Below are 23,350 nucleotides of genomic sequence, written 5' to 3' on the forward strand. Positions count from 1 at the left end.
CTAGATCGCACAATTTCTTTCAAGTCGCCAGATATCTTTTGCAGCGAAAAGTCCAGAAATCTGGGTTGACAGCGGTAAGAAAAAGTTGTGAAAACGATTTCACAAGAGCGCAATCATAGCGCCACGTAAAGGGAAGAGACATGCTCAGCGGGATCAAGGTCGTCAGCTTTTGCCATTTCCTGCAGGGTCCAGCAGGCGCCCAGTATCTGGCTGACATGGGTGCTGATGTCATCAAGGTCGAGCCGATAGATGGTGCTCATGAGCGGCGGTGGTCGGGCGCCGACGTATATGTGGAGGGCGTCAGTGGCTTCTACCTGTGCGCCAACCGAAACAAGCGGTCCATCGGCGTTGATCTGAAAAGTCGCGAGGGCAAGGAAGTAGCGCGCCGGCTGATCGCCGAGGCCGACGTGGTCATGGAGAATTTCCGGCCGGGCGTGTTCGCCAAGCTGGGCTTCGACGACGAAGCGCTTCGCGCGATCAATCCCACACTGATCTTCGCCTCTGCCAGCGGGTTCGGCGCCACCGGACCGATGGCGCTGAAGCCGGGTCAGGACCTTCTCGCTCAGGCGCGGTCAGGCCTCATGAGCGTCACCGGCACCCCCGATCGGGGTCCGACGCCGGTCGGAGCGGCGGTCGTCGACCAGCATGGCGGCGCGCTGCTGGCGATGGGCATCCTGGGCGCGCTTGTGCGCCGGCTTCGCAGCGGCAAAGGCACGCGCGTCGAAGCCAGCCTGATCAACTCGGCGATCGATTTGCAGGGGGAGCCCCTTGTCAACTACTTCGCGGGCGGGATGAGCCGCGAAGTCCTGAAGCGCGAGAAGAACCTTGCCACCTGGTTTCACGCTGCGCCTTATGGTGTCTATCCCGCCACGGACGGCCATGTCGTGATCTCGCTCTGCGACTCCTCGGTTCTGGCCGAGTCGCTTGATAGCGACGGTCTGCGCGAAGTCGTAGACGTTGACCGATATGCGGATAGGGATGAGTACGCTCGCCGACTGGCCCAGGCCACGGCGATCTTTTCTGTGGCGGAACTCGCTGACCGTTTTGATCGCCATGGCATCTGGTGGGCGCCGATCAACCACTATGATGACCTGCTGGCTGATCCGCAGCTGGGCCACGCGCAGGTGTTCCGCCAGGTCACCGTGCGCGGCCGCACCATTTATCTGGTCAATCATCCCAACCGCTATGACGGCGAGGTGCCGGCACTGCGATGCATGGCGCTCGAGATTGGCGAACATACCCGCGAGATCCTGCATGAGCTCGGTTATGCCGAAGGCGAGGTCCAGAGCCTGTTGGCCTCGAAGGCAGTGGTCGCCGCGAGCGGTATCGGCACTGCCGTGGAAAGGAAGGCGTCATGATGCTGAACCAGGCTGCTCCAGCGGTCAGGGGCATGACTGAACGGCAGCCTTCCGGCGACCGCGGTCTTGCGGTTGTCACAGGCGGTCGACGCGGCATTGGCCGCGCCATCTGTTGCGACCTTGCACGGGTGGGCTTCGACATAGCAATCGTCGATATCGTCGACGACGAGAACGCCGGCGAGACGGTCGATCTCGTGCGCGCGCTCGGGCGCAATAGCGCTTTCTACCGCAGGGACATCTCCGAGACATCGGGCAACGCGGCCTTTGTCGAAGGCCTCGAACGCGACCTGGGCGAGATCACCTGTCTGGTCAACAATGCCGGCGTGCAGGTGAGCGTGCGCGGCGACCTTCTGGATGTCACCGAGGAAAGCTTCGACCGGCTGATTGGCGTCAACCTGCGCGGCACATTTTTCCTCACCCAGGCAGTCGCCCGCGCGATGCTTTCAAGGCCGCAAATCGCGTCGGAGCGATCGGTCGTGACGATCACCTCCGCCAATGCCGGCCTCGTCTCACCGGAAAAGGGTCCGTACTGCATATCGAAGGCCGGGCTCTCGATGGCCTCGCAACAGTTTGCGATCCGACTGGCGGACGCCGGCATCCGGGTGCACGAGATTCGCCCCGGCTTGATCCAGACCGAAATGACCGCCGACGTCTACGAGAAGTACTCGTCTCAGGTCGAGGCGGGCCAGCTGTCGGCGATTCGACGGTGGGGCCAGCCGGAAGACATTGCTCGCGCGGTGGCGACCTTGGCTGCAGGCGGCCTGCCATTCAGCACGGGAGACATCTACCACATCGGCGGCGGCATGCAGATCCACCGCTTATGAGCTTTTTTGAGCAAGGCGTGAAAACGATTTCTTGAGGCTCAAGATGAAAGATCCAGTTCTCGAGATGCGCGGCATCCACAAGCGCTTTCCCGGTGTGTACGCGCTGAATGACGTCAGCTTTGCGGTGCGCAGAGGCAGCGTCCATGGCGTGATCGGCGAAAACGGCGCTGGCAAGTCGACGTTGATGCGCGTCCTTTCCGGTGCCTTCCTTGCCAATGAAGGCGAGGTGGTGGTCGACGGCGCTGTCGTGCCAACGCCGACGCCGGAGCGGATGCTCGAGCTTGGCATTGCAGTCATTTACCAAGAACTGGCCCAGGCGCCCCACCTGACGGTTGCCGAGAATATTTTTCTTGGCCGATTGCCGAAGACCGGGCTCGGCACCGTCGACTGGCGCAAGGCCAAAGCCGCGGCTCGCGAGGTGTTGGACAGATTGGGTTTCCGGGTTGATCCGGCCGCCCGGATCGATGCGATAAGCGTAGCCCAGCGCCAAATGGTGGAGATCGCCAAGGCGATCGCACGCGAAGCGCGCATCGTGGTGCTCGACGAGCCGTCCGCCGTGCTGGGCGACGCCGAGTTGGAACACATGTTCATGACGATCCGGCGGCTCAGCGCCGAACAGGGCGTGTCCTTCATCTACATTACGCATCGTCTCAAGGAGCTCTACGAGATCTGCGACGACGTCACAGTGCTGCGCGATGGCCAGGTTGTCGCGTCCATGCCGCTGGCGCAGACGACAACCGCCGACCTCATTCGCCACATGGTCGGGCGGGAGCTCAAGGACGTGTTCCCGCCCCGTCCGAAACCGGGCCGGGAGGTGCGCCTGGAAGTGCGCAACATTTCGCGAGCTGGCGTTTTGAAGGATATTTCTTTCGATGTCAGGCAAGGTGAGATCGTCGGCATCTGCGGTCTCGCCGGGGCCGGTCGGACGGAGGTGCTGCGCGCAATCGCCGGCGCCGATGCGATCGACAGCGGCGAGATCAGGGTCGACGGCAAGGCGGTCGCGGTCGATGGGCCGCGTGCGGCGCTCGCCCACGGGATCGGCTTACTGCCGGAAGACCGCAAGACCGAGGGTCTTTTCCTAGAACAGTCGGTTGCCTTCAACGTCACCGTTTCCGAACTGGCAGCGATCGTCCAAGGCGGCCTGATCAGCCGCAGGCGCGAACAGGAGCAGGTTTCCCGCTTCATTCAGCAGATGCGCATCAAGACGCCAAGCGCCGATGCCAAGGTGCGCACACTCTCGGGCGGCAACCAGCAGAAGTGCGGCATAGCCCGGCAGTTGCACGCGGGAACCAAGATCCTTCTGGTGGATGAGCCGACGCGCGGTGTCGACGTGGCCGCCAAGCGCGAGATTTACGACCTGCTTGTCGAGTTGACCTCCAAACGTGGTGCGGCCGTAGTGATGGTCTCGTCCGAGCTTCCGGAAATTCTAGGCCTTTGCAACCGCATCGTCGTGATGCGGGAAGGCACCATCTCGGCGGTCCTGGATGGGGAAGGCGCGACCGAGGAGACCATCATGGCCCATGCGGTCTGGCAGTAGGAGCGAGATGGGCATGCGCAGCTACCAGCAGTTCATTGGCGGGCGGTTCGTGGCCGGTTCGGGCACGGGATCAATTGAACGCAGAGCGCCAGCAAGTGGCGAGCAGGTCGCCACTTATGCCAATGGCTCGCCCGCGGACGTCGATCTCGCGGTCGAGTCGGCACGGACCGCGTTCGAGGAGGGTCCCTGGCCTCGCATGAGCGGCATGGAGCGAGCCGAGGTACTCAACCGCCTTGCCGATCTCATCCACGCCAACCGTGAGCGGCTGGTAAGGATAGAGGTGGAAGAAGTCGGCAAGCCGATACGGTTTGCCCGTGGCGACATTGACGGCGCGGTCGGCCTGACGCGTTACGCCGCCTCCCTTGCCATGCAGATGGCGGGTCTGTCCTATACCAACATCGGTGAGGGCAAGACGGCGCTGGTCACGCGCGATCCGGTGGGCGTTGTGGCGCTCATTACGCCATGGAACTTCCCGGCCCTCATTCTGTCCCAGAAGGTGCCGTTCGCGCTTGCCGCCGGCTGCTCGGTCGTGCTGAAGCCGTCCGAATTCACATCCGGTTCGGCCTTCGAGATCGCGGCGCTGGCGAGCGAGGCAGGGCTGCCCGCCGGCGCCTTCAATGTTGTCAGCGGCTATGGCGCGACGGTCGGCGATCACCTGACAGCGCATCCCGGCATCGACTTTGTTTCCTTCACCGGATCGACCCGCACCGGCAGCCGCGTCGTCGCCAACACATCGCGCCACCTGGCCAAGTCCTCAGTCGAGCTTGGCGGCAAGTCGGCCAACATCGTCTTTGCCGATGCCGACCTCGATGCCGCCATTGATGGCGCGCTGATGGGTGTTTTCTTCAACAACGGCGAATGCTGCGTGTCAGGCTCGCGGCTGTTCGTTCAATCGTCCATCGCCGATCAGTTCATCGCCAAAGTGGTCGTACGGGCGCGCGCGATGAAGGTCGGTGATCCGTTCGACGAAGACACCGACATTGGGGCGCTGATCGACAGCAATCATCTGGAAAAGGTGGCGGGATTCGTCAGGGGTGGGATCGAGGACGGCGCGGAGCTTGTTCTAGGCGGCAACGTTGCGGGAGGAATGGCCGGACACTTCCACGAGGCAACCATCTTCGATCGTGTCGAGCCGCGCATGGCTATCTTCCGCGAAGAGATCTTCGGCCCTGTACTCAGCATCACTCGGTTCGACACAACAGACGACGCGGTGCGACTGGCCAATGATACCGCCTATGGCCTGTCGAACTACATCTGGTCGAAGAACATCGACACCGTCCTCACCGTGGCCAAACGCCTGAGGAGCGGCTGGGTCCAGGCCAACACAATTATCGATGGTGCGCCGCAGCTTCCGCTCACCGGCGTCAAGGGCTCCGGTTTCGGTTACGAAATGGGACAGGCCGGTTTCGAGGAGTTCACGCAGCTCAAGACGCTTCTAATCCAGACCGGATCTCGTACGCCGGTGTTCCCGATCCGAGGCGGTCAATGACCACCCCCCGCCTCATCGTATCCGACGTCGACCGGACCTTGCTCACCCACGACTATGTGCTGCCGCAGCGGGTCGCCGATGCCATACGCGCGGCTAAGGACAAAGGAACTGTCGTCGTTCTGGCGACCGCACGTTCTCCGCTCGGTGTGAAGCCATTTGCGGACCGGCTGGGTATCGCCGATCTCGTCATCGCGTTCAACGGCGGCTGGATCGGCAATGTTGCAACCGGGTCCACGATCTCGCAGCAGCGGATACCGCGCGCCGACGCCCTGCATGCCATGGCAACGGCGCAAGCGGCAGGCGTCCGGCCAATGTGGTTCACCGGTGATGCTGTTTTTGCACTGACCGACGACCCGCTCGTCGCACGCGAAGCCGCAGTGACGAGGGACCCCTTATTCGTAGCTGAAACGTTTGAAGCGCTACCGGGCGAACCCGGCAAGATCATGTGTGTTGCCGGCCGGGCCTCCGACCGGGAAGCCTTCGCATTGCTCCGCGAAACGCTTGGTGAACAGCTGTCCGTGTCGGGATCGCATCCGCGCCTGCTCGAGATCGGGCCGCCGGGGGTATCGAAGAAGACTGCAATAGGCCTCGTCACAGCGCGGCTTGGCTTTGCGCCTGATGAATGCGCGGCCGCCGGCGATGCGGAAAACGACGTCGAAATGTTGGCCTGGGCGGGAACCGCGATGACCGTCGCAAATGCTGTGCCGCCGGTCATGCAGCTTGCGCACTTCGTTGGACCGTCCTGCGACGAAGGCGGCCTGGCCGACGCCATAGCCTGGCTGATGCGGAGCCGGGAGCCGATATCCACTGCCGCGCAACGAATGGGAGGAAGGGATGGTTGAGATGACGACAAGACAAGCATCGGCCGTGCTTCAGCCGGGGTCCATGGGACGCCTACGCGGTTGGGCGCAGAGCCTCGGGCTGCTCTGGGTTCTGATCGTGCTGTGTGCCTTCGCGATATACCTTTCGCCGAGCTTCGTTCACATGGGCAATGTGCTGAACGTCGGTCGTCAGGTCGCTCTGTTCGGCATCGTCAGCGTCGGCATGACCTTCGTTATCCTGACACGCGGCATCGATCTTTCGGTCGGCTCGATTGTCGGGGTCGTAGCGGTGTCGACGGCGCTGATGATTTCAAACGGCGTCTCGATACCACTGGCCATGATCGCCGCGCTTGCCATCGGTGCCTTGTTTGGCGCGGTGAATGGTGCGGGCGTCGTTTTTTTCGGCATGCCGCCCTTCATCATGACCTTGGGTACGTTGGTGATGGGCCGCGGCATAGCCATGACGATCGCCAATGGCGAACCGAAGGCGCTTGGCGATGCTGCGGATGCCTTCGCTTATCTGGGCAGCGGATTTCTGCTCGGCATCCCGGTTCCGATTTGGCTTTTTGCCGCCATCGCCGCCGTAGCCTTCGTCGTCCTTCGTCACACGCCGTTCGGGCGCCGGGTCTATGCCGTCGGTTCGAACACCGAGGCCGCGCGGCTGGCAGGGATAAGCGTGCCCCGAACCCTGATGTCGGTCTATGTGATTTCTGGCCTGCTATCGGCGCTGACCGCCCTGGTTTTCGTGTCGAGGCTAACAGTCGGCGAGCCGACCGCGGGAACCAACCTCGAGCTTGAGGCAATCTCGATCGTCGTCATCGGCGGGACTAGCCTGTTCGGCGGCGAGGGCGGCGTGATCGGCACGGTCATTGGCGCCGCGATCATTGCTGTAATGGCTAACATTCTGAACCTGCTCGGCATTTCGCCCTTCACTCAACAGATCGTCAAGGGCGCCATCATCATCGCTGCGGTGATGTTCGAGGTCTACCGCCATCGCGTGCGGTCCTGACATCCAGGCGTGTCCGGTCCTGCCGCAGCAGGCCGGTTGGGGCGGCTGGAAAGCTAAACTGAAGTCCAAAGGAGGAGTTTTGAAAATGACCACTCGCAGACATTTCCTACGCACGACCGCGCTGGCCGCCACGCTGGTGGCAGGCGGCATGCTGACCGGCGCCGCCTTCGCCGAGGAGAAGATCAAGATCGGCTTTAGCCAGGGCACCATGAATCACCCGTGGCGCGTGGCCATGGTGGAGGGCAACAAGAAATATGCTGCCGAGCATTATCCGGACGTCGACCTCATCGTCACCGACGGCAACAACGACGCATCCAAGCAGGTGGCCGATGTCGAAAACCTGATCGCGCAAGGCATCAAGGTGCTGATGATCTCGCCGCTGACCGAGCAGGCATTGACGCCCGTGGTCAAGGAGGCCATGGATGCCGGTATCAAGGTCGTCACGCTCGATCGCAAGGTCAATACGCCCGTGACGGTGCATGTCGGCGGAGAGAATCTGCCGCTCGGCATCGGTGCCGGCGAGTTCCTCGCCAAGAAACTGAATGGCAAGGGCGCCATTATCGAGTTGCAGGGCACTGCGGGCGCTTCCGCCACCATAGACCGCAACAAAGGCTTCGCCGAAGCGATCGCGAAATATCCGGACATGAAGGTCGTCGCCTCGCAGAACTGCGACTACACACGCGACAAGGCGGTCAAGTTCATGGAGGATATGGTTCAGCGCTTCGGCCCGGGCCAGATTCAGGCAGTGTACGCGCACAATGACGAAATGGCGCTCGGCGCCATCCAGGTCCTCGAGACTGCCGGGCGGCTTAAAGAAGTGGCGGTTGTCGGCATCGACGGCCAGGAAACCGCGTTCGAAGCCGTCAAGCAGGGCAAGCTCGCGGCGACCTTCGTCTACCCGTTCGTGGCGCCGGAGGGAATCGAGACCGCCTATAAGGTCGCCAAGGGCGAGCAGGTTCCACCGACCATCACGCTGCCCACAGTTTCCGTCACTGCTGACAATATCGCGCAGATGATCGGAAAGGGCTTCTGAAGCCACGATCAACTGGGACGCCGCAACCTGCGGCGTCCCGCAGATTTTGAAGGGAATCCAATGACGAGCGAGAAAAAGCTATTTGTTGCCCAAGGCGTCATTCCAGCCTGCCTGATGCCGTTCAGCGCTGACCTGGCTGTCGACGAGGCCGCCTATCGCCAGCATCTTGGCGATGTCGGTTCCGTGGAGGGCATCTCGGGCATCACCATCAACGGACATGCTGCCGAAGTACACGCGCTCACAATCGAGGAACAGTTCCGCGCGATCGTCGTGACCAAGGATGTCCTGCAAGACAGGGTCCCGACAATCGTCGGCGTCTACACCAATTCGAGCCTGGAGGCCGCCCGCATCGCTGCCTATGCAGAGCGTGAGGGCGCCGACGCGCTTCTGGTGTTCCCGCCCGACTTCATGACGCTTGGCGGGCACCTGAGGCCCGAGATGATCTACGAGCATCTGCGGCGCATCACGGGCTCGTCGCGTTTGCCGATCATAATGTTCCAATATCCGCTCGCCTCCAATCTCGCCTACCCGTTGGCAACGTTGCTGGAATTGTGCCGCCGCTTCCCGTCCATCGTCGCGATCAAGGACCAATGCGGTGACGGCAACCTGCATGAACGTCAGATCCGGGAACTGAAGGCGCTCGATCGGCCGGTGAATACGCTGACCACCCACAGCGCCTGGCTGCTTGGGTCCCTGGCTCTCGGTTGTGACGGGCTTCTGTCGGGGGCCGGAAGCGTCATCGCCGATCTGCAGGTCGCGCTGTTCCGCGCCGTGCAGGCGAATGACCTGAAGACTGCCAGGGCAATCAACGATCGCATTTATCCGACAGTCAGGGCTTTCTATGATGCGCCGCTTCTCGATATGCACAATCGCATGAAGGAGGCGCTTGTGATCCTCGGCCGATTGGATGAAGCCCATGTCAGGCCGCCACTGATGAAGCCTGGTGCTGCTGAAATCGAAAAGATCCGCGGGTTGCTGGCCGAGGCTGGTCTCGGCGCGGGCTACAGAAAGGTCGCCTGATCGATGACCGAAGCTCTTGTGCGGACCGAGGAGCCGTCTCCCGGCATTCGCCTGCTGACGCTCAATCGGCCCGAAAAGCTCAACGCGCTGTCAAAGGCGTTGCTCGGCGAGTTGCGCGACCTGCTCGCCATCTGCGAGGCTGATGCCAGTGTTGGCTGCGTGGTTCTGACCGGAGCGGGACGTGCCTTTGCGGCGGGGGCGGACATCTCCGACATGCTGGAGCGCGGTGTTGCCTCCTACAGCGATCCGGAGCGGCTGGCTTGCTGGCGGGCGATCGAGGACTTTTCCAAGCCGATCATCGCCGCCGTCAACGGTTATGCGCTGGGAGGCGGGCTCGAACTCGCGCTGATCTGCGACATCATTCTCGCCTCTGAGAATGCGAGATTTGCCACGCCAGAAATCAAGATAGGCTCGTTTCCGGGTGATGGTGGCACGCAGCGCCTGCCACGGCTGGTCGGTAAATCGTTCGCCATGCAGATGGTGCTGACCGGGGAGATGGTCGACGCGGCGCTGGCAGAACGCAAAGGACTGGCCAGCGAAGCAGTCGCGCCTGACAGGTTGCTGCCGAGGGCCCTGGAACTCGCGGCCTCGATTGCTGCCAAGTCGGTCGCCATCACGCCTTATGCCAAGAGGGCGGTGTTGGCCGCGTTCGACACCGATCTGAAATCCGGGCTGGAGATCGAGCATCGGCTGACGGTTGAGGCATTCGCGAAGGAGGACCGCGTCGAGGGCCTGCGAGCCTTCGCCGAAAAACGGTCGCCTGTGTTCAAGGGCAGGTAGGCCCTCGCGATCTGGCGCGAACTAGGGTGGAGAGATCTATGTGGGACTATATCATCATCGGCGCCGGTTCGGCGGGCTGCGTGCTGGCCAATCGCTTGTCGGAAGATCCCGAAGTCAAGGTGCTGCTGGTGGAGGCTGGCAGTCGCGATTGGAATCCGATGATCCATATTCCCGGCGGCATCGGCAAGTTGTTCGGCCCCGGCGTCAACTGGCGCTTTCATACCGTCCCTCAGACGAATCTCGACAACCGCTCCATCTGGTATCCGCAGGGGAAGACTCTCGGTGGGTCGAGCTCGATCAACGCCATGATCTATATCCGCTGTCAGAAGGAGGACTACGACAATTGGGCGGCGCTCGGCAACGAAGGGTGGGCTTACGAGGACATCCTGCCCTATTTCCGAAAGTCGGAGGACAATGACCGCCTGGTCAACCGCTACCACGGCCAGGGCGGACCGCTATGCGTTTCCGATCAGGTGGGCCCGCACCCGCTGACGCGAGCCTTCGTGCGCGCGGTGCAACAGTATGGCCTGCCCTATAATCCGGATTTCAATGGCGACACTATGTATGGCGCCGGTTTTTATCAGGTCACGTGCCGAGATGGTCGCCGCCGTTCGTCAGCCGTCTCCTATCTGCATCCGGTCAGCAATCGCACCAACCTCACGGTGAGGACTCATGCCCGCGTCACCCGGGTGGTGGTCGAGAACGGCCGCGCGGTTGGCGTTGAACTGGCGGAGGGGCGATCGCGGCAGGTTCTACGGGCCGACCGGGAAGTGATCGTCTCGGCGGGTGCGATCAACTCGCCACGCCTGTTGCTGCTGTCCGGCATCGGGCCTGCCGACGAGTTGAAAGCGCTTGGGATTGATCCCGTGGGCGATCTTCCGGGCGTCGGCCGAAATCTGCAGGATCATCTATGCACTAACGTCCATCTGACCCTGAAGGACCCGATCAGCTATGACGGTCAGGACCGCTATCCCAAGGCTTTGCTGCATGGCATCCGTTGGTTGCTGTATCGCAACGGCCCTGCCGCTTCGGTTATCGTTGAAGGCGGTGGTTTCTTCCAAACCGAGGGTGCGACACGGCCCGACCTGCAGATCCACATCGCGCCGGCAATGGTGGTGCGCGGCGGTCAGACGCGGCTTGATGGACATGGCTTCACCATCAACTCGACATTCCTGCGGCCGCGCAGCATAGGCTCGGTCAAACTTCGCTCTTCCAACTTCGCGGACGAGCCGCTGGTCGATCCGAATTATCTTTCGGATCCATACGATCGTACCATGGCGCTGAAAACGGTCCGCATCATTCGCGAAGTGCTGGCGCAGAGTGAGATCGCCAGGTTCATCAAGGTCGAGCGGTTGCCTGGGCCGGCCGCGAGGACCGACGAGGAGATCATGTCCTATGTCAGGCAGTATGCCTGCTGCGATTACCACCCTGTAGGCACATGCAAGATGGGCGTCGACGAGATGTCGGTCGTCGATCCGGAATTGCGCGTGCGCGGGATAGAGGGATTGCGGGTGATCGATTCCTCGATCATGCCGGTCCTCATCAGCGGGAACACGAACGGGCCGACGATGATGATCGGGGAAAAGGGCGCGGATCTCATAAAGGGCATCCGATCTGGCCGGATGCATCCCGCAATGGCGGCGGTCGCCTGACCAGGGGCTCTCCATGCAATTCCTCGTCCTGTCTCGCCGCCGGACTGACCAATTCGGCGACGACGACTTCGAACAACTGGCACCCAGCGAGGGCGCCCAGTCCCGCCATCTCTACAGCATCGGCTTCACAAGGCAGATCTGGCATCGCGGCGACATCCCCGGTGCGTGCCAGATTGTCGAGGCAAAAGATGAGAGCGAAGTTCACGAGAAGCTGGCGACGCTTCCGCTGGCGAAGGCGGGGATGCTCGATTTCGAAATCATTCCGCTGAAGCCTTATGCGGGTTTCAGTATTCCGTGATGGCAGCCGACATTCCGCTTCCGGCCCCAATGCGGTCTTTTCCGCGGGTGATGTCGGTATCGGACGGGAACATGAGTATGCACTCAGGCGAGCGGAGTCGTTGCGGCTGCCCATCCCGGCGACAGGCTCAACACAAAGCCGCTTGATCGGATCATCCTACGAGCGTGACGTCGGCAGCGCAAGAAGCGAGGACAGCAGGTGCGAGGCCTCGCGGCAGACTATGGCTCCCGCCTCTGCCAGTTCATCGCCAACATCCACTGGAAGGCTGGTGTTGGATCCTTCTGGAATTTGATTGAGCCGGCCACCAATCAGGATCGGGATATCCAGGCCTCGAGACGTCAGATCCCGGCGCAGCTCCAGATAGTAGTCGAGGGCGACTCCGTTATACGTGCTTATCGCGATCGCCGTTGGCCGGATCTCGGTTGCCATTGCCGCGAGGGCCGCGGCATCGGTGGAGACTCCGCCATCGATGCTTTCGACATTCAACTGCTTTAGAATTTCCTCGATCAGCATCTTGCCGTGTTCGTGAACGTCGCTTGTCGCAACGATGACATTATGCCGGCAGTTTCGCAGCGCGACACGTTGATCGGTTGTCGCAAATTCGAGTGCGGCCTCCGCCATCTCATGGATTTCTGTCAGGATTGTTGCTGGCACCAAGGGCACACGCGCCTGGCTGCGGCTGTCTTGCAGTCCGACGCCGAATTCCCGCTCCAGTCTGCGCGCCCCAAGGCGCCGAAGCGCGAGCAGCATTTCAAAGATGTCTCCGACGTCGACGCCGACAGCGGCAAGGCCTTCTCGCACGTTTGACGCAAAGCGCTCGCCTGCGCTGACGAGAACCGAAGCGATCCGGTCGATCTCGGTAAAATCGATCAGCGGCTCATACAGCCTTGCGTGCTCTGCCAACCTTCCCGCAAACAGCTGCGCTTCCACCACCTCGTCTATTTCCGGGATACGCTCGTTCTCGGTGACGGGAACGGGATTGATCGCGTGCCCGGTCGGGAACAGCCGCTGGCCCAACGCATCGACAAGAAGATAGCTTCCAAGGCTCGCAAAATTCTGTGCGGGCACGCCTCGGTAGCTGATCGTGTTGCCATAGATGACGGTTCCAGGCGTAGCGTCGATCATCGCTATCGCCCTTTGGAAGGCGAAGCGTGTCACCGGATCGGAGAAATGATGTCCAAAGCAATGGCCCATCGCTACGTTCGCCAATCCGGTCACGATTGAACGCTCAAGCAGGATCATCCCAAAGCAGCTGGCAAGATCGGTAAATTGTGCGGCAAACCCGTCGTCGAGATTGGAGTGCACGATCACCGGCGCGGGTTGTTTGGCGATCAGCCCGATTGCCTTCACCGTTGCAGCTGTGGCCTCAATGTCATCGTTCCAACCGGGGATGCGGAAAGTGAAATATTGGCCAAGATTGCCGATTGCGGTGCTGCCTGCGGCAAGCGCTGCCTGGGTATTCTCAAGCGCCGCAGGGAAACCCAGCACGAAGTCGCCAAAGTGCGGCGCGGCCGGCGCACCTTCGGTCAACGCGATGAAGTCCTCGACGTCCGGCAAGATCATGCCGGTTCCACGAGTTGCGCTGGCCCGAACAGCACGCGGGAGTGCCATCGACCAGTCAAGGCAAAGGACGTACCGATCCACCCGCACGCCCTTGGCCTCACATGCCTCCCAAATCGAGCGATAGGCGCGACGGCTTTTATCATGGTCGCGATAGCCGATTTGAGCATGTTGCATGACCGCCCCTTCGGCCATCCTCACCCGTTTATATTCCATTTCACTACCGACACTCATCGCCGACAAGAATGGCGATGGGCCAATCGTCCAGATTTTGGCCAGCGCGCCTCCTTCACGCAGCAACTCGGTTCCTGCTGGGAGTTCTGCTTCCGGAAAGATCGTCTCTCGGGCTAGCATGTTAGGGATGTGTCCATTTGTCCTGCCCTTGACTTTGGCTTCGGTCGGCAGCCCAGATCGCCCGCAGAGACCGATTCCGTCGCGGCATGACCATCGGTCCGCCGCGTTTTAGCAAGGGATGAGAGTGTCGAAGGTCGGAGAGCGCGATTTGTCCAGCCGTCGCTTCCGCCCACGAAACTATGGAAGAAACTTCAGCAGCGCAGCCACGACCGCCTCGGGGGCATCCTCCTGCACGATGTGTCCGGCACCTGGAATGATCTTTAGCGTCGAGCCCGGAATTTTCTTGGCTAATGTCCGCCCATGCTCGACCGAAATCCACCTGTCCTGCTCTCCCCAGAGAATAAGGACAGGGCAGCGGATTTTGGCATAACTGGGCTCGACTTCATCGGTGTAACGCTCGTCCATCTGGGCGACCTGCCGATAAAACGCAGCCTGGCCCTGCTCGCCGAACCAGGGCGTCGCGTAGAGCGCCATTGTCTCGGCCGGGAGGGTTTGATGAGCGGAGCCCGCGATGTAAGCCGGCACGATAGCTTCATGAACATAGGCGGGAAGGCCAGCAAAAACGGCTTCGTGCTGGCGCGCATGGCGGATCAAGGCGGTTCCCCACGGCGCTATCGCCACGGGGTCGATTAAAGTCATGGAACGATAGTTTCGCTCGCCGAGCAAATGAGCGCGCAAAACAGTCGCGCCACCGAAATCGTGACCCACCACATCGGGACTATCGAGTTCCCAATGCTCCAGCAAAGCTTCCAGGACCTTGTTCTGAACACCGAGCGAAACATCCTGACCATCGCGCATTTCAGACTGGCCGTAGCCCAGCAGGTCGTAAAAGTAGACGCGTCGATGATCGCAGGAATAGGGGATGATCTTGCGCCAGACGGCCGAACTGAACGGTGTCCCATGAACCAGGACAAGAGGCGGCCCCTCTCCGACGGCGCCCCAGCGGACCTTTTGCCCGTGATAATCGAATGTCTGGGATGGCTGGACGCTAGTGTCGTGTTCGTTTGTCATGCCTAACCTCTTTCATATCAAGTTCAGGTTAGGTATGGTTGGGGGACACCATCTACGCAAATCAAAAATAGTCGTTCAAGGATGCAAAAAAATTCCATCGCCGAAGAGCAACGCTGCGTAGTAGGCGACGGCTTCATGCCCTGGCCTGTTCATCGTTCTTCCCTAAACGAATTGGGCGCAGGCTGGCGCCGAAGCACCAACGTCGCCTATCAGGTGAATGGCCTGGATTGCCTGGAGCCTGTCCTCTGGTTTCGCGCGTTCCAAAAGGCAACGCTGTTTGGTCAAGCCTATGCACCAATGGTCCCCTAGATCTTTTATCGGCGGACATCCCGTCCTCGACTTCTTGAACACTGGAGGCGGTGACACGAAAGCGCGCGACGTCGAAAGACTGGAAGCCTTCTCCGATGTTTTGACGTGGGCAGCGGCAGCGAGTGTGATCGACGCAACCGAATATACGGCGCTGGCACGGCTTGCGGATGCGTCACCTCGCACTGGATTGCATTGCCTGCAGGAGATGAGGATTCAACGCGAGAGCGTCTACAACTTCGTAACGGCCGCGATAGAGCAAAAGCCGCCCGCCGAACTTGATCTCTTGCAGATTGAAAGCAGCGCTCGTGCAGCCATAAGCCACGCTCGGCTGGTGCCGGGTCCTGCTCATCATTCAAAGTGGCAGGTCGATTTTTCGGACGCGCAGCTGTCGCTGGTTAAATTCAGACTTGATCTAGCCACATCGGCACTCGTAACCGACCCCGCCATGTGCCACGTGAGGCAATGTGAAACATGTAGTTGGCTGTTCCTGGACCCGTCTGCCACAAAGAGGAGGCGATGGTGCTCCATGGCGGTCTGCGGTAACCGAGCGAAAGCGTTGCGTCACTACCACAGAACCCGGGCGACCTGATCTGAAGCGGCTCAGTAAGTTGGATTGGGGTTGGCGCAGGCGCACGTCAGCACGATCGCGGTCTCCCATTTCCACTGCTCTAGGATGACGCACATGAATACCTTTGTAGGCAGATGTGAGTGTGGCAGCACCAAATTGTCGTGCAGTTTTCATGGTCGATCCGTCGGCAGGTGCGGCTGCTTTGAGTGTCGATCGCGAACCGATCCTGCCGAAGAATCCGTATTTGCGTGGTCGGACACATTGCACCTGGAGGGCCCGTATCAGCGCTATTCCGGAGAGATCGCCGACAACATGGTAGAAAAGGTGTTTTGTGCCGTGTGCGGCACGATGATCTATGCAATCGAGCCTTCAGGCAATGAATTGGCCTATGTGCACGTTTCGACACTATCCGGGTTTTTCAATTGAGCGCTAGAAGCGCTTGGAATATCCGTAATTCGCCTTCGCCGGGGCCGCTCACTCCTGCCTCCCGCCTGTTGTGGCGATGTGCTGAGGCCGCCCTGTTCAACCATAGGCGTCCGGCCTGAGGCGTCGCGCAACTGTGATGTTCTTGTTGAGTGTTGCTGGTTCGACTGCCTCAAGGGGAACGCTATTGCTGCGTGTTCTTTTTTCCCGGCTTGTCACCAAGCCACGTTCCCCTCTGGCGACTAGTCCTCTTCTTGGTACCGCCAGACGCAACGCGCTTGCTCGCAGGGCGATCACCATCTCTCGAAGCGATACCGCACCAAGCTGCTCCGCCGTCCCCGCTCAGGTGCGACTAAACTTCCAAGAAGGTCCGGACGTGGCTGACGAACAATTCGGGGTACTGAAACAGCGAGCCGTGGCCGGAATCGGGGTAGAGGACCAACTGGGCGTTGCCTAGAGCCTTGAACATTGCGTAGGCGTTGTCCGCCGGCAGCATCGCGTCGTGGCTGCCGCTGACCACAAGGACCGGCTGGTGGATGGCGCGCAGAAGGACGTGCTCGGGATCAGGTGTGGCGCACCAGGTAATAAGCGCCTTGGCCTGCGGATCCGTCACCGCGCCGCCATTATCGGTGTCCCGGTCTTCCTTACGCACCTTCGCCCGCTTCAGGAACGCCAGGCCGGCCGACTGGCTGGCAGACGACTTCGTGAAGAACAGCGGCAGGCGGGGGTCCGGCGCGTCGGTTTGGGAAAACGCGTCCTGCAGAACCGCCAACAGATGCTCCTCACCGCCTCTCGGAGCCGTGCCGACGAGGATGAGCTTGCGCACCAGGCGTCCGTGCTCGGCAGCGATCTGCTGGGCGACGCAGCCGCCGAGGGAAAAGCCAAGAAGGTCGACTTCGGAGAGGCCGAGCAGTTTGATAAAAGCGACCGCGTCTCGGGCCATCGCTGCGATATTGTCGGGCGTTTGGCCTGTCGAGCGGCCGACCCCGGCGTTATCGAAAGCGATCACCGGTCGATCGGCGGCCAGGGCATTCACGACGGCGGGGTCCCAGGCGTCGATGTTGCCCGAGAAATGCTGGAGGAGAATCAGCGGCGTTCCGATCGATGGGCCGAGGCGGCGATAGGCGAAGCGGATTCCGCTGCCTTCGATGTAACGGGTGGGCGCCGTTTCTAGCGTTGCGGCGTCCTGGCTCGGGGTGTCGAACTCAGTCATGTCATCCTCCGGATGCTTGGCATTAGAAATCGAGTGGGTGCAACTGGTGCGGTTTCAGCCAGGTCTGAGCCGTTCGCGGCCCAAGGCATGCCGTAGTTCGCCCAGCACGCGCGGTGCTCCCGGCACGAAGTGCCGGGAGCGGTATCGTCACTTCACGAGCGCGGCCTTTTCAATAACCGCGGCGACTTCCTTCGCGTGGACCACCAGGGAGGCATGGCTGCCGGCGACATCCTTCGTCTGGGCCTTCATCCTTTCGGCGAACAGCTTCTGGACCTCGGGTGCGATGACCTTGTCCTTCGTGCTGATCACATAGAACGTCGGCTTGTCGTGCCAGGCCGCCTTATCGACGGGAGCTTCGAACGCCGTGTGGTTCAACGGGAGCTGATGGTTTGCCAAGGATTCGGCGATCTCAGCAGAAAGGTCAGCCGCGACGGCTGAAGGAAACACTTTGGGATCGATGTAGAGGTTGCCCTTTTCGTCGGGATGAATCGCCGCGGCGCCTTCGGTTGCCGGACCGCTCTTGGCTAAGCTCGCCAGAGATTCTCCCACGTCGGGCGCGAATGCGGAGACGAAGACGAGCGCCGAGACGTTTGGATCGTCACCTGCCTGCGTGATGACCACACCGCCCCAGGAGTGGCCAACGAGAACGGTCTTGCCGTTCTGTTTCGCGAGCGCCTGTTTGGTGGCATCGACGTCCGCCGCCAGGGAGGTAAGGGGGTTTTCGACGAGCGTTACGTTGTAGCCCTTCTTCGTGAGGATATCGGCAACCGGCTTCCAGCTCGTCTGGTCGACGAAAGCGCCGTGGACGAGCACGATATTGTGGGCCGCCCCCTTGGGCAGCTGAGCTGATTGGGCGGGGGTAGCAACTGCTGCTCCGGCCATGAGGACAGTGGCGACGGTGAATAGAAGATTTCGCATTGGTTACTCCTGTTAAGATGACGGACGACGCGGGTCCGGGGAAGGGTAGGCGTGTCGGCAAGTCGCGGTTCTCCCATCTGCCGTTCGGGTGATGGTTGCCGCGCGACCTGTTGACTCGACTTGCGATCAACTAATACGTGGAGCATTTGGACGTTAGGCCTCAATCGTCCGAATATTGTGTCTGACCGTCCGTCGCACTAACATCGGGACGATGGACATCCTCGCTGAAGTGCTCGATCGCGTTCGCCTGGGCGGAACCTTGCTGTTCCACTTCGAGCTCGGCCATCCCTGGAATCTTGCGTTGGCAAAGCGCCCCTACGCCCTGTTCCACTATCTCAGCAGTGGCTCGGCTACCCTCGCGCTCGAAAGTGGACGAGAACTCCACCTGACCGAGGGCGACTTTGTTGTCGTCACACGTGGCGAGCCCCATGTGCTCTACTCGGATAGCCGGATCGAGCCGTTACCGATTCTCCACATCGACCGACTAGACGGGCGTCTTGGGCTCGTTCGCCACGGAGGCAGCGAGCAGACGCACGCGACGATGATCTGTGGTAATTTCACTGTGGCACGGCCCTCGCGCGGTAGTGTTTTGGAGTTGCTTCCGCCCCTGCTTCTCCTGAAGCCGACCGAAGACGGAGGATGGCTTGAGGCGATTCTGCAACGCATGGTGAGCGAGGCGGCGCACGCGCGTCCTGGCCAAGGCGTTGCACTCTCACGACTGACGGAAGTGCTCTTCATCGAGGTGTTGCGAAGCTGGATCAAATCGCTCGGCCCCGGGGAAGGCGGTTGGCTGGGGGCGATGGCGGACCCGCACATAGGACCGGCACTTCAGTTGATCCACGAACGACCGGATCGGCCCTGGACACTTGGCGAGCTCGGGCAAAGCGTGGGACTTGGTCGTTCTGCGTTTTCGGCCCGCTTCACCAAGCTGGTCGGGGAGTCCATGTATCGCTATCTGATCGCACGCCGGATGTCGGAGGCCGCTTTTCTGCTCGAAACAAGCGACGAGGGGATTGCTCGGATTGCGACCCGTGTCGGCTATGAGACCGCGTCAGCATTTTCGAAGCTGTTCCATCGACATCATGGTCTATCGCCTGGCCGTTACCGAGCGGTCCGCCGGTCTGACGGTGGCCGAAGGCAAGGAGGCGTGCTGGAAGCAGAAGTGGCCGATTGAACTCGACCAAGCCAGCATCTGGAAGGTCTGGGAACGGCGACTTGGACAGGAGTGCTCAGTTTGGACGAGATACGAACTGTCGTCGAGTTTTGGCTTGATCACAGGGCGACAACTGCTTTCGCGATGTTGCCATCCAGTAGTGGACAGTCTGCTTGCGGCCCCAATCGAGACGCTCCTTGCGCGTCGAAGAACGTCGTTAATGGTGCGACCGCGACTTTCCAATGAGGGACTGATACACCGTCACGATCCTTCTTCGTGAGATAGGGCGAGTGAGGCGTTCATCGGGCGAAATGCAGCGTGGTAGGTGGGACAAGAACATCGAAAAACATTGGAGCAGATTTGAATGCTTTGCTGTCCCACTAGTTCCTAACTGTTTGATTTAGCTTCTTTTCCTAACATCCTCCGGTGCCAGAATGCCGAGCTCGCGCCCGACAAGGGCGCCGGCGTCACCACCATGCGCGCCGTAGCGCTCGTAACCGAGCCCTTTCATCAGGGTGTCCCAGGCTTTGGCCGTTTTTGCGCTGTCTCAGCCGGACGAGGTCATCGGGCTCGACAAGCCGAAACCCGGCAATGATGGAATGACGAGATCGAACGCGATCGACTCGTCGAGTCCATGCGCCTTCGGATGCTCAGCCGCCCTATGAGGTCGAGGAATTCGACGGAACTGCCCGGCCAACCGTGGCTGAGGATCAACGACAGCGCATTGGGCGCCGGCGATTTGACATGGATGAAATGAATGGGCTGACCGTCGATCTGCGTCATGAACTGGGGTAGCGGTTGAGCTCGCGCTCGTGTTCGCGCCAATCGTATTCGTTCCGCCACTGTTCGGTCAGCTGCATGATGAGCTCGATTGGCTGACCCCGCGACCAATTGTGGGTGATCGCCTCCGGCCAGCGCGCCTGGCCGAGACGGTCTTTCAGATCGGCAATTGCTGCGTCGCTGATCGGAATCTTGTAGGGTTCAATAGAGAGCATTTGGCCTTTCTCCTGAGGTCGTGCGATTGCGGTGTACTGGCGATAGCGGTCAGCAGCGAAATGCCCCCGGCCGAATTTGCGGCGATAAAGACCATGATTCCGATGTGTGGAAGCTGAATGGGGGCACGGGCGAGGACGCATGCTCGCGCCAGACCCAGTTTTTCGTTGTCAATTGCAGTTCAGATGGACAGTCTTCCGCGCATCACGATCACTCCGGCGCCAGAGATCTCCGGCTCCGGGGCCAGGTTGACCTGTAGGATGCTGCGCCTCCCCATTTTGGTGCCCTATTCGATCTCGATGAAGCCCAAGATCAAGCCTTCGCTCGCAAGGTAAGCACCGAGGGGGCCGGCCGCCGTGCCGGTTGCTGCATCCTCCCATAAGCCTACCGTGGGGTTGAAGAAGCGCGCATAAGCGCGATGTGGTGCGGAGACATCCAGGGCATACACATAGCAACCCTCAGCAAACACGGCGCCGAGCAACTTGAGGAGGCCCTTGCTGGCGGGTTCGGCACGATCGACCGCCGCTGCATCGCGCAAATGAACCAGCAGGTGCGCTACTCCCGTGTCGGCGATCCGCGGCGCCGGTTCGGCGCGAATGTCCTCTCGCGCCAGGCCCAGCTGCGCGAAGAGGTCCAGCGGTCGCAGGATAGTTAGGTCTGAGTGGATCATTGCGCTATCGGCATCCGTTGCGCCCGTTGCTCGAATTGTGGGAGGTGAGCCGTTAGCAGCAGCGTATATTCTTAGCCAGCGGCCTATTCGTCCCGCCGGATCACGCGCTTCTCCCATCGGATTTAGCCAAGCCGTTACTGAAGCGGAGGCATCCCTGCTAAAATTTCGGCGTCCTGATTCAAAGGATCGAGCTGTTCGTCCGCGCAGACCCGATTGAACACACGTTCGCAAACAGCCAGATCGAGTTGGCTAAGACAGGTGCGATTGAACGCCGACGCAGCATTTGAGCGACCCTTCAAGGGCCTGCCGCTCGTGCTTTGCGGCAGGCCTTTGCCACCGAGGCTTGAGCGATATTGTCCACAGCTTTCTAGTAATATTACTTCATACCCGGCGATAGCGTTGTCACAGTAATCCCAACATCTGTGCGCACTCGCGAGACCTGTATTGCCCGGCAGTCATCAATTGGTAATAATCTCGCCGCTTGTTTTCTGGTATACAAAAGCCGCGCCGAAAATTCGCCGCCTCTTGTGGGGTTCTGGTGCAGCCAAGTTTGCTGGCGCTGACTTTCAGACTCGCCAGAGAGCATCCGAGCTTTGCCGCAATGTCTTTCAATGGTTCATTATTAGCGTACCCATCAAGAATTATCTTGCGGCGAGCTTCTCCTTTGAGCCTTTCGGCCATTTCCAGTCTCCTCAACCACGCTTTCACGATGTCGGAATCTATAGACAGCAGTCCGAGGAGTGTCGTTAGCCGCGCATCCAGAAACTTATCTCGGGATGCATTTCTTACTGTAATCCAGCGTGATCGCCGATGCGGTCTACAGGCTTGCCAGATGCCCGGGATACACCACATGATTGCGAGGGCATGGGCATACCGGATTCGGATATGGCACCACGCGCGTTGGACGCTAAAAAGCAACACGAGGCGCATGCCGGGCAATCGCCGGAGCGTGAGCGACGTCGCTGGCCGCGCGAGGTTCAACCTGGCGGTGAATCCGCTCCACCTCTCGCGCCGGCGCTGGAACCGTTGACCTTTTCAACGGTCAAACTGCCGCCAGAGGATCAGTTCACCGCTTGGCAAGCGCATATGTCACCGCTTGTTGAGGTTAAGTTGCCGGATAACAAATCGCTGGATGACGGCTTTCGTGCCGATCACACGGCTTGGAACCTCGGTGGCATGCTGATCGTTCAACAGCGCGCGCCCGCGCACAGTTATTTGCGTTCTGCCGCGAAGCTACGGTCCAGCTCGATCGATCACTGGTATGTCGTCTTGCCACATACCGGCCGGTCATGGACGGAGGTCGATGGCCGCGTCGCGGAGGGCCAGCCTGGCAAACTGGAGATCAGATCGCTTGGCTACCCGTTTCGCGGCAGGGCAACGGAATCCGAAAGCCTCTTTGTCTATTTGCCACGCGATTTGTTCGCCGATGCGGCCGGGACCCTCGACGCGGACAACAACTCAATTCTGTCCGGCAACTTCGCTAACCTATTGATCGATTACATCAACAGCATCGTAACAAGATTGCGCGATCTCACGGAGGAAGATCTGCCCCGCATCGTACACGCAACACGCAGCATGATCATTGCCTGCCTTGCGCCTCCGGCCGAACATGCCGCGGCGGCCGAACAACTGGCGGGTGTCGCGCTCATGGAGCGAGCGCGTCGATACGTCCAAAACAATCTGGACGCGGCTCATCTGACACCGGATTCAATGTGCCGGGCGCTCGGCGTTTCGCGATCTCGCCTTTATCAGTTGTTTGAACCAAGCGGTGGTGTCCTCCATTACATTCAAAGTCGCCGGCTGTTGGCCGCCCATCTTGCGCTTAGCAATCCGGCGGACAGCCGACGTATTGTTGAAATTGCGGAAGCCTCCGGGTTCAGTTCAGCGGCAAACTTCAGCCGAGCGTTCAGCAAGGAATTCGGTTACAGTCCCCGCGAGGGCCGCAGGACGATGGTATTGCCGCGCCCAGCCCCCTCTGTTTCCCCTGGCGACCGCGAGAGGGCCTCTTCCTTTGAAGCTTGGCTCAAGGCGCTTAGAAGCTGAAGGAGGCGTCGTCGGCGGTTGAGATCGGCGACACTTCCGTTCGTAAGATGCCAGATGGAATGCTCTTGGCTTGCCAGGTGCCAATGCCGCAACAGGGGTATGGGAACGTGCGGACCGGCGGCAATCCAAAGTAGCTCGGGGCCTCGGAGACGGCACAAAGTGATGCCGCGCCGATATCGAGATATGTACGCCTGGATAAGTATTTGGATGCGCAGCTAACGACAATGCGACACTACTCGTAGATGTTCGCGATGACCTGGCGGGGGCTCGGCACAGGCGGCAGGTTTCGAAGTTGGGGGGAATATCTCACCGCC

General features: G+C 60.6%; 20 protein-coding genes. 13 read left to right on the forward strand and 7 right to left on the reverse strand.

Annotated elements, in window-relative coordinates; genetic code table 11:
• The first annotated feature begins 140 nt into the window (after window positions 1-140).
• The 11 genes from YU3_RS0119800 (at window position 141) to YU3_RS0119850 (ending at window position 11,821) form a co-directional block, all read left to right on the forward strand.
• Window positions 141-1,358, forward strand: a complete 1,218-nt coding sequence (locus YU3_RS0119800; protein WP_027167883.1) for a CaiB/BaiF CoA-transferase family protein — start codon at window positions 141-143, stop codon at window positions 1,356-1,358.
• Window positions 1,355-2,182, forward strand: coding sequence for a 3-ketoacyl-ACP reductase (locus YU3_RS0119805; RefSeq protein ID WP_245273554.1), 828 nt, complete (start codon window positions 1,355-1,357; stop codon window positions 2,180-2,182). The genes YU3_RS0119800 and YU3_RS0119805 overlap by 4 nt, the downstream gene beginning before the upstream one ends.
• Before the next feature lie 64 nt (window positions 2,183-2,246).
• Window positions 2,247-3,719 (forward strand): sugar ABC transporter ATP-binding protein, encoded by a 1,473-nt coding sequence (locus YU3_RS0119810; RefSeq protein WP_245273565.1) that lies wholly within the window; start codon window positions 2,247-2,249, stop codon window positions 3,717-3,719.
• Window positions 3,703-5,208, forward strand: a complete 1,506-nt coding sequence (locus YU3_RS0119815; RefSeq protein ID WP_245273555.1) for an aldehyde dehydrogenase family protein — start codon at window positions 3,703-3,705, stop codon at window positions 5,206-5,208. The genes YU3_RS0119810 and YU3_RS0119815 overlap by 17 nt, the downstream gene beginning before the upstream one ends.
• On the forward strand, window positions 5,205-6,050 hold the full coding sequence (locus tag YU3_RS0119820) for a Cof-type HAD-IIB family hydrolase (protein ID WP_027167887.1): 846 nt from the start codon (window positions 5,205-5,207) through the stop codon (window positions 6,048-6,050). Before YU3_RS0119815 ends, YU3_RS0119820 begins: the two co-directional genes overlap by 4 nt.
• A 1-nt stretch (window position 6,051) precedes the next feature.
• The gene (locus tag YU3_RS0119825; protein ID WP_245273556.1) at window positions 6,052-7,038 is read left to right on the forward strand and encodes an ABC transporter permease; all 987 of its coding nucleotides are present in this window, start codon (window positions 6,052-6,054) and stop codon (window positions 7,036-7,038) included.
• Window positions 7,039-7,123: 85 nt separating this feature from the next.
• Window positions 7,124-8,071 (forward strand): substrate-binding domain-containing protein, encoded by a 948-nt coding sequence (locus tag YU3_RS0119830; protein WP_027167889.1) that lies wholly within the window; start codon window positions 7,124-7,126, stop codon window positions 8,069-8,071.
• A 60-nt stretch (window positions 8,072-8,131) separates the two neighbouring features.
• Window positions 8,132-9,091 (forward strand): dihydrodipicolinate synthase family protein, encoded by a 960-nt coding sequence (locus YU3_RS0119835; RefSeq protein WP_027167890.1) that lies wholly within the window; start codon window positions 8,132-8,134, stop codon window positions 9,089-9,091.
• Window positions 9,092-9,094: 3 nt separating this feature from the next.
• The gene (locus YU3_RS0119840; protein WP_027167891.1) at window positions 9,095-9,871 is read left to right on the forward strand and encodes an enoyl-CoA hydratase-related protein; all 777 of its coding nucleotides are present in this window, start codon (window positions 9,095-9,097) and stop codon (window positions 9,869-9,871) included.
• A 38-nt stretch (window positions 9,872-9,909) separates the two neighbouring features.
• Complete coding sequence (locus YU3_RS0119845) at window positions 9,910-11,523, forward strand: GMC family oxidoreductase N-terminal domain-containing protein (RefSeq protein ID WP_027167892.1); 1,614 nt, start codon at window positions 9,910-9,912, stop codon at window positions 11,521-11,523.
• A gap of 13 nt (window positions 11,524-11,536) precedes the next feature.
• Entirely contained in the window at window positions 11,537-11,821 is a 285-nt protein-coding gene (locus YU3_RS0119850) for a muconolactone Delta-isomerase family protein (RefSeq protein WP_027167893.1), read from the forward strand.
• Window positions 11,822-11,977: 156 nt separating this feature from the next.
• On the opposite strand, the gene YU3_RS0119855 is transcribed toward YU3_RS0119850, so the two are convergent.
• The 4 genes from YU3_RS0119855 to YU3_RS0119880 form a co-directional block, all read right to left on the reverse strand.
• The gene (locus tag YU3_RS0119855) at window positions 11,978-13,681 is read right to left on the reverse strand and encodes a cobalamin-dependent protein (protein WP_198021684.1); all 1,704 of its coding nucleotides are present in this window, start codon (window positions 13,679-13,681) and stop codon (window positions 11,978-11,980) included.
• A 231-nt stretch (window positions 13,682-13,912) separates the two neighbouring features.
• A complete protein-coding gene (locus YU3_RS0119860) occupies window positions 13,913-14,746 on the reverse strand; it encodes an alpha/beta hydrolase (protein ID WP_027167895.1) in 834 nt (277 codons plus the stop codon).
• Between the two features lie 1,652 nt (window positions 14,747-16,398).
• Complete coding sequence (locus YU3_RS0119875; protein WP_027167897.1) at window positions 16,399-17,259, reverse strand: alpha/beta hydrolase; 861 nt, start codon at window positions 17,257-17,259, stop codon at window positions 16,399-16,401.
• 147 nt (window positions 17,260-17,406) lie between these two features.
• A complete protein-coding gene (locus tag YU3_RS0119880) occupies window positions 17,407-18,177 on the reverse strand; it encodes an alpha/beta hydrolase (protein WP_027167898.1) in 771 nt (256 codons plus the stop codon).
• Window positions 18,178-18,388: 211 nt separating this feature from the next.
• Here YU3_RS0119880 and YU3_RS0119885 point away from each other — a divergent pair, with 211 nt between their 5' ends.
• The gene (locus YU3_RS0119885; protein ID WP_027167899.1) at window positions 18,389-19,351 is read left to right on the forward strand and encodes an AraC family transcriptional regulator; all 963 of its coding nucleotides are present in this window, start codon (window positions 18,389-18,391) and stop codon (window positions 19,349-19,351) included.
• A 758-nt stretch (window positions 19,352-20,109) separates the two neighbouring features.
• Here YU3_RS0119885 and YU3_RS41305 read toward each other — a convergent pair.
• From YU3_RS41305 to YU3_RS40690, 3 genes are all read right to left on the reverse strand, one after another.
• A complete protein-coding gene (locus YU3_RS41305) occupies window positions 20,110-20,325 on the reverse strand; it encodes an epoxide hydrolase N-terminal domain-containing protein (protein ID WP_027167900.1) in 216 nt (71 codons plus the stop codon).
• Between the two features lie 284 nt (window positions 20,326-20,609).
• A complete protein-coding gene (locus tag YU3_RS41715) occupies window positions 20,610-20,993 on the reverse strand; it encodes a PhzF family phenazine biosynthesis protein (protein WP_051333999.1) in 384 nt (127 codons plus the stop codon).
• A 402-nt stretch (window positions 20,994-21,395) separates the two neighbouring features.
• On the reverse strand, window positions 21,396-21,674 hold the full coding sequence (locus YU3_RS40690) for a hypothetical protein (RefSeq protein WP_156913527.1): 279 nt from the start codon (window positions 21,672-21,674) through the stop codon (window positions 21,396-21,398).
• 204 nt (window positions 21,675-21,878) lie between these two features.
• Here YU3_RS40690 and YU3_RS0119905 point away from each other — a divergent pair, with 204 nt between their 5' ends.
• A complete protein-coding gene (locus YU3_RS0119905; RefSeq protein WP_027167901.1) occupies window positions 21,879-23,036 on the forward strand; it encodes a helix-turn-helix domain-containing protein in 1,158 nt (385 codons plus the stop codon).
• Window positions 23,037-23,350 lie beyond the last annotated feature (314 nt).

The organism is Mesorhizobium sp. WSM3224 (assembly GCF_000427725.1).
Taxonomy (GTDB): domain Bacteria; phylum Pseudomonadota; class Alphaproteobacteria; order Rhizobiales; family Rhizobiaceae; genus Mesorhizobium.